Source organism: Paenibacillus sp. FSL P2-0173, assembly GCF_038008045.1.
Taxonomy (GTDB): Bacteria; Bacillota; Bacilli; order Paenibacillales; family Paenibacillaceae; genus Paenibacillus; species Paenibacillus polymyxa_B.
Genome location: NZ_JBBOYK010000005.1, coordinates 46,153 through 60,227 on the forward strand (window position 1 = coordinate 46,153; position 14,075 = coordinate 60,227).

Genomic DNA, 14,075 nt, shown 5'->3' on the forward strand with positions numbered 1-14,075 from the left:
TGGTTTTGAAAAAAGGATTGAAGCCTGCAATTACCTCGTTTATTACAAATTTTATTGGTTTATACTTCTATATATTTTAATGTAAGAGCTTTTTTACTGTCTTTTTAATTTATATTTCATAGTATGTTCAAAATTTCACAAAATTGGACCGTATCACTTGTGAAAAAGGTTGAATTAAATTGGGGTAGCGTTATGATGTACATGTAGATGAAATTTCCGGAAATAAATTACAAACAAAACTACTTAGGGAGTGGACACAATGTCATTATCACCCGTGTTAGCAGATTATTCATCTAAAACATATTTGGAAAAACTTGATGCATATTGGCGTGCAACGAACTACATTTCAGTAGGTCAGCTTTATTTAAAAGATAATCCTTTGTTGAGAGAGCCTTTAAAAGATTCAGATGTGAAGGTTAAGCCTATTGGACACTGGGGCACAATTCCGGGTCAAAACTTTATTTATGCACATCTAAATCGTGTTATTAATAAATATGATTTGAGCATGCTTTACATTGAAGGTCCTGGTCACGGCGGCCAGGTTATGGTTTCAAATTCTTATCTGGATGGTAGTTACACTGAAATCTATCCACAAATTACGCAAGATATCCCAGGTATGAAGAAATTGTTCAAGCAATTCTCTTTCCCTGGCGGTATTGCTTCACATGCTGCTCCTGAAACACCTGGATCTATCCATGAAGGTGGAGAATTAGGTTACTCCCTTTCTCATGGTGTAGGTGCCATTCTGGATAATCCTGATCTGATTTCGGCTGTTGTTATTGGTGATGGCGAAGCTGAAACGGGCCCATTAGCCGCTTCGTGGTTCTCTAACCGATTTATCAACCCCATCACGGATGGTGCAGTGCTGCCAATCTTGCACTTGAATGGCTTTAAGATTAGTAACCCAACGATTATGTCTCGTCAATCGAAAGAAGAATTGACCTCATACTTTAAAGGTTTGGGTTGGGAGCCGTTCTTTGTTGAAGGTGAAAATCCGGATCACATGCATCCAGAAATGGCGAAAGTATTGGATACAGCCATCGAGAAGATTGAAGCTATTCAGAAGAATGCGCGTGAAAATAATGACCTTACTCGTCCGGCGTGGCCGATGATTGTATTCCGTTCACCTAAAGGCTGGACAGGTCCGAAGGAATGGGACAACGTGCCGAATGAAAATTCATTCCGTGCCCATCAGGTTCCAATTCCGGTTGATCAAAAAAATATGCAACACGCACCTGCTTTGTTAGAATGGCTGAATAGCTATAGACCAGAGGAATTGTTCGACGAAAACGGTCGTTTAAACTCTGAGCTTGCTGAAATCCTGCCTACAGGCGATAAACGTATGGGAATGAACCCTGCTGCGAATGCGGGTAACCTCATTAAAGACTTGAAATTACCGGATTTCCGTAACTATGCGCTGGATAATTCCGTACCTGGTAAAGTGATTGCGCAAGATATGTCGGTTTTAGGGAAATACGTTAAAGATGTGGTTCTTTTAAATGAAGAAAATCGTAATTTCAGAATCTTCGGACCGGATGAAACGATGTCTAACCGCTTGGCTCCTGTTTTTGAAGTAACCAAACGCCAATGGATGGACCAAATTATTGAACCTAATGATGAATTCTTATCATCCTATGGCCGCGTAATTGATTCTCAATTATCCGAACACCAAGCTGAAGGATTGCTGGAAGGTTATGTATTAACAGGTCGTCATGGTTTCTTTGCAAGTTACGAAGCCTTCCTGCGTGTGGTTGACTCGATGATCACCCAACACTTTAAGTGGCTGCGTAAAGCAACGGATCAAGGATGGCGTGCAGATATCCCATCATTGAATGTCGTAGCAACCTCAACAGTGTTCCAACAGGATCATAATGGGTATACACACCAAGATCCAGGTTTGTTAGGTCATTTGGCTGATAAAAAACCAGAATTTATTCGGGAGTATCTGCCAGCGGATGCCAATTCATTGTTGGCTGTTTTCGACACCATTTTAAATGACCGTCAAAAGATCAATTTGATTGTTTCGTCTAAACACCCACGTCCACAATGGTTTAGTGCTGATGAAGCGAAAGAATTGGTGGACAAAGGGTTGAAGATTATTGATTGGGCAAGTACAGATCAAGGTGGGGAACCTGACCTTGTCATTGCTTCTGCTGGTACAGAGCCAACTATTGAAAGTTTAGCTGCGATTTCCATTTTGCATGAAAAACTGCCTGACTTGAAGATTCGGTACATCAACGTGGTAGATTTGCTGAAACTGAGAAGTCAAAAACTAGACCCGCGTGGATTATCCGACGCCGAGTTTGATCATTTTTTCACAAAAGACAAGCCAGTTGTTTTCGCTTTCCATGGTTACGAAGGTCTGATCAAAGATCTGTTCTTTGATCGTCACAACCATAACTTGCATGTACATGGTTACCGTGAGAATGGCGATATTACGACACCATTTGATATGCGCGTATTGAATCAGATGGATCGCTTCGATCTAGTGAAGGAAGCTGTTCTAAGCTTACCTGACGCTGAGAAGTATACCAACATTGTGGATGAAATGGATGCTACGGTTAAGAAACATCATCAATTCATTCGCGAAGAGGGTATTGATTTACCAGAGGTAGAGAACTGGGTATGGAAAGGCTTGAAATAAAAACACAGACACTTCAACTTTATGTTGGACAACCAAGCCATCAAGCATGAAGTGGAATATATGATCTGGTAGTGGTATACAAGTGCCTGACCCCTTTGACTTCAAGTATGATTTCAATGGGGATCAGGCGCTTTTTGATTTAGCACACAGAGAACTTGGTAGAGAAGTTACAAGCTAGTGGGTATATACATATATAGGGAACGAAATGAATTTCTATATTTTGCCTGACGATTAAAGAGGTGTTATGGTATATGAGAATAGTAAAGGAGGCTGTTAATATGAACCATCAAATTCCGGAGAAGGTATTGAATGATGGCACTAAAGTGCCCGTCATTGGATTTGGGACTGTTGGATTTAAGGGTGCAGATGGAGTACAGGCGATTACCGGCGCAGTTGATGCAGGTTACCGTCTGATCGACACAGCGTTCAACTATGAAAATGAGGGGGCTGTCGGGAAAGCGGTCCGGCAGAGCTCTGTGCCCAGAGAAGAATTGTTGATTTGCTCCAAACTACCGGGTCGCCGACATGCTTACCAAGAAGCCATTGTAACGATCGAAGAGTCATTATATAGAGGAGGTCTGGACTATTATGATCTTTATCTGATCCATTGGCCGAATCCCCAAATTGATCGATATGTTGAAGCCTGGCAGGCGTTGATTGAGGCGAAGAAAAGGGGCTATATTCGTTCCATCGGGGTCTGCAATTTTCTGCCCGAGCATAATGAACGTTTAATTCGGGAAACAGGTGTCGCCCCGAGCATCAATCAAGTTGAATTGCATCCATTGTTTAATCAGGAGCACCAGCGTGCAAAAGATGCTGAACAGGGCATCGTGACCGAATCGTGGAGCCCCTTGGGGCGTGGTCACAGCATACTGGAGAATGAAAAGATTGGGGAAATTGCTGCTGCTCATGGTAAAACGACTACACAAGCGATTTTACGTTGGCATATCCAACTTGGAGCGATCCCGATCCCTAAGGCCTCTTCTTTAAAACACCAAACGGAGAATCTGGATATTTTTGATTTTGAGTTGTCTCCAGAGGAAATGAACGTGATTTCGGCATTTAGCAGTGAGGATGGGCGGATATGGGGTCAGGACCCCAAGTCCTATGAAGAACTATAATCAGGAACAATAAATAGAAGGGTTCAAAAATCTGTCGCGGGTTTTTGGACCCTTTGCTTTTATAATAAAACGAACACACATCCGAAAGTGATCAGTGGGCCAGTATATAGAGCTATGATGAACATTTTTTACCGGATTTGATGTATGATATGGTGGAATGTAGTCCTTTCGAAGGAGGTCATCATGGGAATTTTGTCGAGGTTTAGGGATATTATGAAAATGAATGTTAACGCCTTAGTGGATAAGGTGGGAGACCCGGAGAGAACCATTGACGATTATATGCGGAATTTAAACAGTGATCTAGGCAAGGTGAAAGCGGAGACGGCCTCAGTGTTGGCTGATGAGAGAAGGGCAAAAAGAGCACTGGATGAATGCAAAGCCGAAATCAAAAAGCTCCAGCATTATGCCAGTAAGTCTGTGGAAGCTGGTAATGAAGAGGAAGCTCGAAAGTTTCTGGAGAGAAAAGGTTTGCAGGCGGAGAAATTGGAACAATTACAAACGTCCTATGATTTAGCTTCGACAAACGCCGTAAATATGAAACAAATGCAGGAGAAGTTGGTGTCCGATATGGGGCAACTAGAAGCGCGGCGCGCTGAACTTAAAGGGAAGATGGCGGTTGCCAAAGCACAGCAAACCTTGAACTCTATGGGCAGCAAGAATTCTGCTTTCGAAGTTATGGAAGAACAGGTGAACAGAGCGTATGATGAAGCGATGGCTATAGCCGAGCTTCGGGCAGGAACGAAGGACGACCTGGATGCTTTATTTGCACAATACGAGAAGAGTACGAATGCAGAGGATGAACTGGCTGCGATCAAAGAAAAAATCAACCATAAGGAATCATAACAGTATCTACATGAAGAGGTGAGCAGATGCCGGTTATCGAATACAAATGCCCAAACTGCGGCAGCGGCATGGTCTTTGACGGTGAGACAGGGATGTTATCCTGTCATAGTTGCGGAAGAGAGGACAATATCGAATCTATTCCTGATCCTCTGATAAATCGTATTTTTTCAGAAGATGAGGCCCATGAGTATCATTGTAATAACTGCGGAGCAGTGATTATGACCGAAGTGGAGACGAGTGCAACGGTGTGCAGCTTTTGTGGTTCTGCCGTGGTTCTCGGGGATCGACTGACTGGCAAGCTGGCTCCAGCGCAGGTTATTCCTTTTTCAATCAGTAAGGAAGAAGCCATAGCTGCTTTCAAAAAATGGTGCAAGAATGGCCGTCTGACGCCGAACCGGTTCATGATAGCAGACCGAATCAAGGGAATAACCGGGATGTATGTGCCCTTCTGGTTATATGAATTACATAATAAAATTGAGGTTCAAGGTGAAGGTACCCAAGTGAGAACCTATACGAGCGGAGACTACGAATATACGGAAACGAAGCATTTCGATGTATATCGGAAAATTCGTTTGAATTATGTAAAGGTTCCAATTGATGCTGCGGAGAAAATGAACGATGAGCTGATGGATAAATTGGAGCCTTTTCCATACGATCAGCTAAAACCCTTTAAAACGCCATATCTAGCAGGTTATATTGCGGAGAAGTACAGTTATAACGAAGAAGAGCTTTTCCCGCGAGTTAAAGAAAAAGTGAAGGAATATATTGATGCTTATATTCATTCTACGGTGTCAGAGTATACGGCCGTGAGTTATACGGAAAAGCAAATTGATACTACATTAAAACAAGCGGATTATGTCCTGCTCCCGGTGTGGGTCATACACTATGACTATAATCAATTGGAGCATACGTTTGCTATGAACGGACAGACGGGCAAGGTAGTCGGTAAGCCTCCGATTAGCAAGTTCAAAGTGACGGCTTGGTTTGCAGGCATTTTCGGCATTACTCTCTTTTCATTGAGGTTAATCACTTGGTTGATGATGGGAGGGGGATTTTATTGAAAAAGCATAGAGCGATTATAGCCGTTTTGTTGTTCTTTGCTGCTTTTCTGGCAGTTCCTATGGAAATGAAGGGCGAACCAGCAACGACAGAAATGAAGCCATTGATTTATGATGAAGCGGGTCTGCTCAATCAGGAAGAGTATGATGTGTTGAACGCTATGGCTAATCAATACGGAGCGGAAAGAGAAACGGACATTATTATTTATACTACTCTCAATCCCGACAATATGGATGTTATGAAAATGACGCAGGACTTTTATGATGACCATGGCCCTGGGTATGACAGATCTCATGGGAACGCGGTCATTTTAACGATGGATATGAGAAATAGAGAGGTGTACTTGGCCGGATTTTATAAGGCAGAACGGTATCTGGATGACGACAGGCTTACTAAAATACGCCATGAGATTAGCCCGGACCTGACGAACGGCAACTATGGGCTTGCATTTCAAAAGTATATTCTGAGTGCGCACAAATATTTGGCCATCCGTCCAGGGGTGAATCCAGACAGTATATTTTTTAAGGGCTGGCTTCATTTGGCGGTTGCCCTGGGATTGGCGGCGATGATCGTGGGCAAGATGGTTTCCAATTCTGGCGGTCGGGTTACGGTAAATCGGCAGACCTACGAGGATTCGAACGCTTCAGGAGTTCTGGAGCATCGAGATCAGTATCTTCACACAACGACAACGAAACGGAAGATTGAAAAGAGCAGCAGTAGCAGCAGCTCAGGCGGTGGTGGCGGAACTACCAGCGGCGGTCATTCGCATAGCGGCAGCAGAGGATCATTTTAACTGAGGATTTTGTAAAAATCCAATAAGCACTTTCAATGAACAATATATAGATCGAAATGGTCTAGTTCGTCTATATATTGCACTTTGGAGCGACTGGAATCGAATTTTGCAAAATCCTAAATTGAAAGGATGGATACAGTATGGGGTTCTTCAGAAATCAATTTGCAAATGTTGTAGAATGGGAAGAATTTAGAGATGATATGATTTTCTGGAAGTGGAGCAACCGTGAAATTAAAAAAGGCAGTAAATTAATCATCCGCTCCGGTCAAGATGCGATTTTTGTAAATAACGGCAAAATAGAGGGTATTTTCGAGAATGAAGGGTCGTATAACATGGACTCTGACATTATTCCATTTCTATCCACACTAAAAGGGTTTAAATTTGGTTTTAACAGTGGCATGAGGGTAGAGGTCTTATTCGTTAATACGAAGGAATTTACGGTCAAATGGGGGACGCAGAATCCAGTGCTGATCCCGACCCCCCAGCTGCCAGGCGGTATGCCGATTCGTGCCAATGGCACATTTAATTTTAAAGTGAACGATTATGTTACGCTCATCGATAAGATTGCCGGAGTGAAGGACAGTTATCTCGTTGAGGATGTGAAAATACGGATTACTTCGGTGTTGGATCAGTTATTGATGAAGTGGATTAGCAGAGAAGGAAAGGACATGTTCAATCTGCAGGCGAATGCTTCTGACATTTCAAAAGGTATTCAAGAAGATCTGGATATGCAAGTGATGGACAACGGTATGACGATTACTGGCTTTCATGTGATGAGCTTCAATTATCCTCAAGAAATCCAAGATATGATTACGAAGACAGCCTCTCATGAAATGATCGGTAATCTGCAAAAGTACCAACAAGTGACGATGACGGACGGGATTGCATCGGGTAATGTAAAAGGCGGCGGTGCTGCTTCGGATATGGCGAGTATGATGATGGGGATGAATATAGCAAATGAAATGATGAAAAATTTGAACCCGAACCCGAACCCGAACCCAAAGCCTTTGGCTGAGACTCAGCCTACACCTGCTGCCCCCTCTTCATCTGGAGACGCTAAAAAGCTCAATTTTTGTCCGAATTGCGGTACAAAAAACGAAGGAGCTAACTTCTGTCCGAATTGTGGACAAAAATTGAACGGATAACATAGCTACGGTCAAACTTCTTTATTTCAGAAAAGTTCCGACTGGGTCAAGTAATCCTGTAAGCCAAAAGGCAGTTATCGCAGAGTATCTTCTGTGATGGCTGCTTTTTTATGTAGTTCGTTCAAGTTTTTTCTTCATAAATCCGATTTATTGGATTGAAAAAGGTACTCAGGATAAGGTACTATAGCTATATAGTATGTATTTATATTAATTAATTAGTTATTACATTAATAAACTATAGGTATAGGAGCAACGAAGATGACCAAATTCCAAGATCAAATCATTGCGCGTTACAAGTTTGATGATGCAGAGAACGTCGGCAAAGATAGCTCAGGGCAAGGTAACGATGGGGTTGCTTCAGGCACAGTAACACCTACGATTTCCCATGCTACTGGTAGAGCAGCTTTGATGCTTGAGGGTGGCCCCAACGGTACATCGTATATCCAGCTTCCTTCCGATCTATTCAAAGATGTAAGCGATAACACCGGTGTGACGGTTACTGCTTGGGTCAACTTCGGCAGATTCACAGATATGTGGGAACGTGTCTTTGACTTTGGTAAAGCCCATACAGGACCCTATATGTTCATGACACGGAATCTGCGCGGAACCCTTTTCACCGAGGCGGATTTGTCCGTAGACCCGGGAAGAGGCTTTGTCAGGGATGAGTGGATGCACATAGCCCTGTCTGTGATCGGCACGGAAGGCGGCACATTAAGCAGTGCCGGTCCGGTGATATATGTCAATGGTGAAGTGGTAGCGGATGGTTCCATCAGCCAAACTTCCAGCGGTAACTATGCCAAGCTGCGTAAATGGTTCGAAACGTTTACAGACTCGTCCAACTACAGCAACAATTTTATCGGTCGCTCCCAGCATGCGGCGGATGTAGACTTTGCCGGCTCCGTTTCAGACTTTAGAATTTATAAAGCAGGCTTGTCGGCAGATGAAGTCATTGAGGTCATGTGCGATTCGTTGACAGATGAAGAGATCGTGAAGCTTGCTAGAGATAAATATTTGTCCTTTCCAACGACGATTGTGACCAAGGACTTATCTCTGCCAACCGTTCTGATGGGCGGTAGAGTAGAAGTGACCTGGAAATCCAGCCAACCTAGTATACTCTCTGACAATGGGCAGGTGCAGGCGATTACCTCTGCACAAGGGGTTACCGTCACAGCTTTATTAATGAAGGGCTTAAGCCAGATTGAAGAAAGCTTTGAAGTATCCGTTCTTCCTGAACAGCTGCCTCCGTACACGCTGACCATTCATGGAAATAAGGAAGTACTGGATGTCAGCGAAGTGATGTACGGCTTGTTCTATGAAGATATCAATAACGCGGCAGATGGCGGGATTTATGCAGAACTCGTTCAGAATCGCTCCTTTGAATCTTTCGAGTTTGATACGTATTCCCATGCTTCCGGTGAATGCGGCTGCTCTACAGGACGGAACCGCAACCCGTTGTTTGCCTGGTCTGGTGATACGGACAAGATGACTCCACAACATAGCGGTGGATTAAATGAGTTTTTAGGCGCAAAAGACAAAGAAGTGAACTCTTATTATGTGACGGTAGCGGATGGTGCAACAATTCGGAACAAGGGCTTTTCCGATTCTAACCAGAATTGTGCCATGTCCATCCAAGAGGGTGCCAAGTATGAGTTTACCATCTGGGCGAAGGCCGATTCAGCGGGGGCAATCACACTGCAACTGCAAGACTCGAATGAAAAGGCTATTAGTGATTCGGTTACGATACAGGTGGAAGGTGGCAACACGTGGAAGAAGTACGGCATCGATTCCAAACTTGTGCTGACAGGCTCAGCTACGGTTCTCGGGCAGCTGGCGCTTACATTTGAAGGGGACATTTCGGTTGATATGGTTTCTTTATTCCCACAAGATGTATGGGGCGCAGGAGAGGAAGCGCAATCCCCATCGGCACATGCTAACTTCCAGGGAAATCCTAACTACCGACTGAGAAAAGATTTGGTGAACGCACTGGTTGGCATGCATCCGAAGTTTTTGCGGTTTCCAGGTGGTTGTATTTCCGAGGGTTCGTTTATATGGGAAAACGTATACGATTGGAAGGAATCGATTGGGGATATCGAGCTGCGCAAGGAAAACTTTAATGTATGGGGCTACATGATGACCATGGGCCTTGGTTATATGGAGTATTTCCAGTTGGCAGAAGACCTGAATGCAGCTCCGCTTCCGGTTATGGCCTGTGGCGTTCTCTGCCAAGCCCGTTCCGATTACGCTCATCCGGCTGGAGGCGCATTAAGAGAATACTATATTAAGAACTTTACAGATCTGATCGACTTTGCGATCAGTGTGGATTTTGAACATAATGAATGGGCTGCTATGCGTAAAAAAATGGGCCATGAAGCTCCGTTCGATCTGCGTTATTTGGGTGTGGGTAACGAGAACTGGGGCACAGAGTTCTTTGCCAACTTTGAAGTGTTCAAGACGTCGATTGATGAGTACATGGAGAAAAACTATCCGGGTTATGAGCTGCATATCATCTCCACGGTTGGCGCTCAAGCAGACGACGATGCCTATCAGCAGGGCTGGAAGTTCCTGAGCGGTAATATGAAGGGCTCGGCTAAGGTTGCTTTTGCAGATGGTGACCAGGTGACGGAAGAAACGGTAACCTGGTATGAGAAGCAAAAGGACTATATGGATACCATTGCAGACGAGCACTACTATCGTTCTAACGAGTACCTGCTGAATAACGTGGACCGCTATAACTACTACTACAGAGCTTATAACGTGGACGGCAGTATAAATTGGAAAGCAACATCAAAGGTTTTTGTCGGGGAGTACGCATCAACGGATAAAAATACTTTAGCAGGCGCTGTAGCAGAGGCAGCGGTGATGACGGGCTTCGAAAATAATGCCGATGTCGTTCGGCTAGCTGCCTATGCACCGCTGTTTAACAAGGTGCTGACAGATGGAACCTACAGATGGACGCCAGACTGCATCTGGTTCGATGACGAAACGGTGTGGTTTACGCCGAACTACTATGTACAGCAAATGTATGCTAAATATTTGGGGAATAAAGTATTGAGCACTTCTTTCTCTACTTACAAAAACGGCAAGCCAACGGATCTCATTCCTCAGGGTGGAATTGAAATAGCGACAGGCAACGCCGAAGTTATGATTAAGCGTGTGACTGTTACTTCCAACCAGGACGGCAGTGTTTTGCTGGATCAAGACTTTACCCAGGAATTGAATTCGGCCTGGCAGGTCATTCCCGGTTCCGTGGGCTCTACAGTGGAGGAAGGCAAGGGGCTTGTCCTCAAAGCTCAGGATAGCGGTTTGAATGGTCTGTACATCTTGAACGACAGCTGGAGCAATTACAAGGTAGAGGTGGTCGCTTCCCGTATTTCCGGCACGGACGGTTTTTATGTGGGTGCGGGTCTCACGGATATTTCTGCGGAGAAAAAGGACGTTGTCGAATACGCGATCGGTTATGGCGGCAAGGCTACCGGCGTGAAGGTTTACAAGCAAGGCATAGAAGGCTACACATTGGGTGACTACTCTTCCAGTACAGCGGTAGGTAACTTGAGAGCAGCTAGCTATGAAGAGTTGGCTGACAACACGGACTACACCATAACAGTGAACTACGGCGGTGAAACGGGCAGTAATCTGATTTGCTCATACACCGACGGCGAAACAACCAGCAAAGTGCTGGACTACAAGCTGGAGGCTTACAACAGAGACGTGTTCAACTCGGTAACCCAAGATGCTGAGCATGTATACGTGAAGCTGGTGAATGCCGACAACGTGGATAAGGTAACACAGCTGAATCTACAAGATTTGAATGTTGAGTCCATCGCTAAGCTGGTTACACTAACCGGCGATTCCTCGCTTGTTCATGTACCTAACGTGAACAAGAAGAATGACGAGAAGGTAGTGCCTACCGAACAGCAGACCACGCTTCATACGGATTCTGTTCTCTTAGACTTACCGGCCAACTCGGTAAATGTGCTGGTGCTGGATCTTAAAGCATAGGGTACGAGATGGTTAGGGTAATGATGGTGGAACCTTTTCCCGCTGGGGATAAAAAACATCCGAAAATTGAACAAGCTTAATCAAATTGAATTCTCACAGATTATTGGTGTATCACAAGGAACATTGAGTGAATTGGAAAAAGATAAATACAAACTATCATTAGAAACCGTAATTGCTCTTAAACTAAATTTCGGTGTTGATTTAGATTGGCTGCTAATTGAAGAGGCGGTAGTTTCTAATAGCGGGATATTTCGTGTACAGATAGATGATCTTGAATCAAATTTAATCTCAGGCTTTCGAAAGCTAAATCTAGATGATAAACGGAAAATTGAGGGGATTTTGAATTTGAAGTTAAAGCGGTACAGAAATAGAGCATAACTGTACTATTTTGCGAAAAATATCAGGATGCTTTTAATTTGTGTTCTGTGAGTATGAGATACTGCTTGTATGGGGAATCTGGGGGAACTTACACCGATGAAATTAATCAGTTTTACTTTGGTGAATCTGCCAATCCCATTAGGCGTTGCAAATATTGACTTCTGATCGCCATTGAAGGCTTTGAACAGGAGCATGATTTAATCCGGGGCAAAGGCTCGTTTCAGAAGGTCATAGAACAAATTGACCGCCTGCTCAGACTTCGCCAAGAGGGATGATTTCAAGGTAAGATAAATTATGCCAACAGGAAAACGGAGCACTACAGCAGTACGTTCGGCTGCTTTTTAACTAATGGACAGGAAATCAAGCAGCTTTTCAGTGCTCAAGCAGTGTGCTCTATCTTAGCTTATTCTCTCTGCGATATCGACCAGGCGTTGCCCCGGTATGTTTTTGGAATATTTTAATGAAATGGGTCTGATCATAGAAACTCAGTCGCAAAGAAATGCTGTGAATAGAATCAGTTGTTAATAGCAGTAATTTTTTTGACTCTTCGACCTTTTCCATCTGAATGAAATTACTTATCGTGATGCCTGTCTCTTTTTTGAATTTTTGACTTAAGTAGTTTGGCTTTAGGTGGGTTAAATCCGCCAAAATAGTAAGATTCACATTTTGATAAATATGTTTGTTAATATATTCCTGGCATAAGGATATAGCTTTGGAGAGGTGCTTCCGTTTTGCTTTAGACACTCGTTCTACAAAATCGACCAATGCATTAAAAGTTGCATATTCTACCGCTTTTATATCAGACAATTGCTCAATGTGTTGAATATGATGATCGCTTATCATGTATGCAATCTCCGCATATAGTCCTCCCTCTACTGCAGCACGGCAAGCTAATGTAATCGTACAAATACTCAAATTTTTCCTGTTTCGGAGTTGGCTGTACTTGGCTAACAGCCCTCCTTCTTCAAAATGAGATGCAGCTGAAAAAAAAGACATACTAAGCAATTTAGTTTTATCTCCATCTCTGATAATTTGAAGAACACGTTCCTCCAGGTCACGCCCATCCTTATACTCAGATAGCTCACGTTGTTTGGATATAATTAAATCCACTTTATTTCTGATCGAATTATTTTCATCCACAATAAGGAAATCACTACTTATTACATCGGAAATGTCTAACCATACACCATTCAAAAGATAGAAAGCAAGGATACAAATATGATAAAGACGCTTGTTATTTACATGAGATAATTGTTGTACGTACTGCTGTAATTTGTCATCTAAGTCAGGCTCATGGTATGAATTTTTGTTTTCTTCCGCAGATCTGGGATATGAATAAACAGGGCCAATAATGATTGCAGAAACTGTTTGTTCTTCTGCTGAGAATGGAATCGTGATGTAAGACTCATCAAAGATGGTTTTATGAATACTTGGAATCCTGGTATGAATCGACTGCTCCATAAGTAAACGAGCAATTTCGATCTGATGACTAAAGTACATGCTGTTTTTAGCATCATCACTGGATTCTACATTAATGCTATTATCAGTATTTGAAACTGGATAAAAAACCGGAAGTTGTATGGATTCATAAATCAACCTGCTTAAAAATGCAAGTTGATGAAAAGCCACTTTCATCATTTTCACCTCATTTTCAGTGATGATTTGTATGATTTATATAATAATCATACCACAATCAAAACGCTTATTCCTTATAATAAGACTTATCTTACTTTTAAGAAAACGAAAGGGGTTAAGACTCACTGAATAATAGGACAGAGTAGAAAATTTTAATACATTGTGGTAAGCGCTTACGAATTTAAATACTATTTCAGTGATCACATGAATTTAGCTAAACAAGAAGCCCATCATTGGGGTAAGTGAAGGGAAAATTGACCGTAGCAGATTAGAAAAGAGTGTATGTCATATTATTTAAATTAAACTAAAAAAATAAAAATAAACATTAAATAACAATTCATCGGAATAGTTTTCAATTTACTACACATGAGGCTGGTAACAGCATTGTTCCACTAGCATTCGAAAATGTGAGCTTGCAACCGGGAGAAAGCAAGGAAGTAAAAGTCAGCATCACTGAA

At 42.9% G+C, this 14,075-nt stretch carries 9 protein-coding genes; 8 read left to right on the forward strand and 1 reads right to left on the reverse strand.

The annotated features are described in order from the left end of the window. The first annotated feature begins 259 nt into the window (after positions 1–259). The 8 genes from MKX30_RS23385 to MKX30_RS23420 all read left to right on the forward strand — a co-directional run bounded on the left by MKX30_RS23385 (position 260) and on the right by MKX30_RS23420 (position 11,982). Positions 260–2,644 (forward strand): phosphoketolase family protein, encoded by a 2,385-nt coding sequence (locus tag MKX30_RS23385; RefSeq protein WP_034094952.1) that lies wholly within the window; start codon positions 260–262, stop codon positions 2,642–2,644. A 278-nt stretch (positions 2,645–2,922) separates the two neighbouring features. After that, positions 2,923–3,765 carry an aldo/keto reductase gene (locus MKX30_RS23390; protein ID WP_023986504.1) on the forward strand — a complete coding sequence of 281 codons (843 nt, stop codon included), beginning with the start codon at positions 2,923–2,925 and terminating at the stop codon, positions 3,763–3,765. 183 nt (positions 3,766–3,948) lie between these two features. Continuing rightward, positions 3,949–4,608 carry a PspA/IM30 family protein gene (locus MKX30_RS23395; RefSeq protein ID WP_023986505.1) on the forward strand — a complete coding sequence of 220 codons (660 nt, stop codon included), beginning with the start codon at positions 3,949–3,951 and terminating at the stop codon, positions 4,606–4,608. Between the two features lie 26 nt (positions 4,609–4,634). Then, complete coding sequence (locus MKX30_RS23400) at positions 4,635–5,669, forward strand: hypothetical protein (protein WP_023986506.1); 1,035 nt, start codon at positions 4,635–4,637, stop codon at positions 5,667–5,669. Continuing rightward, on the forward strand, positions 5,666–6,460 hold the full coding sequence (locus MKX30_RS23405; protein WP_023986507.1) for a TPM domain-containing protein: 795 nt from the start codon (positions 5,666–5,668) through the stop codon (positions 6,458–6,460). The genes MKX30_RS23400 and MKX30_RS23405 overlap by 4 nt, the downstream gene beginning before the upstream one ends. A gap of 140 nt (positions 6,461–6,600) precedes the next feature. After that, complete coding sequence (locus MKX30_RS23410; RefSeq protein WP_339201247.1) at positions 6,601–7,605, forward strand: SPFH domain-containing protein; 1,005 nt, start codon at positions 6,601–6,603, stop codon at positions 7,603–7,605. A 258-nt stretch (positions 7,606–7,863) separates the two neighbouring features. Continuing rightward, positions 7,864–11,604, forward strand: coding sequence for an alpha-L-arabinofuranosidase C-terminal domain-containing protein (locus MKX30_RS23415; protein WP_341063610.1), 3,741 nt, complete (start codon positions 7,864–7,866; stop codon positions 11,602–11,604). A 57-nt stretch (positions 11,605–11,661) separates the two neighbouring features. Further along, a complete protein-coding gene (locus MKX30_RS23420) occupies positions 11,662–11,982 on the forward strand; it encodes a helix-turn-helix domain-containing protein (RefSeq protein ID WP_341063666.1) in 321 nt (106 codons plus the stop codon). Between the two features lie 393 nt (positions 11,983–12,375). Here MKX30_RS23420 and MKX30_RS23425 read toward each other — a convergent pair whose 3' ends face one another. Beyond that, positions 12,376–13,620, reverse strand: a complete 1,245-nt coding sequence (locus tag MKX30_RS23425; RefSeq protein WP_341063612.1) for a helix-turn-helix domain-containing protein — start codon at positions 13,618–13,620, stop codon at positions 12,376–12,378. Positions 13,621–14,075: the final 455 nt, after the last annotated feature.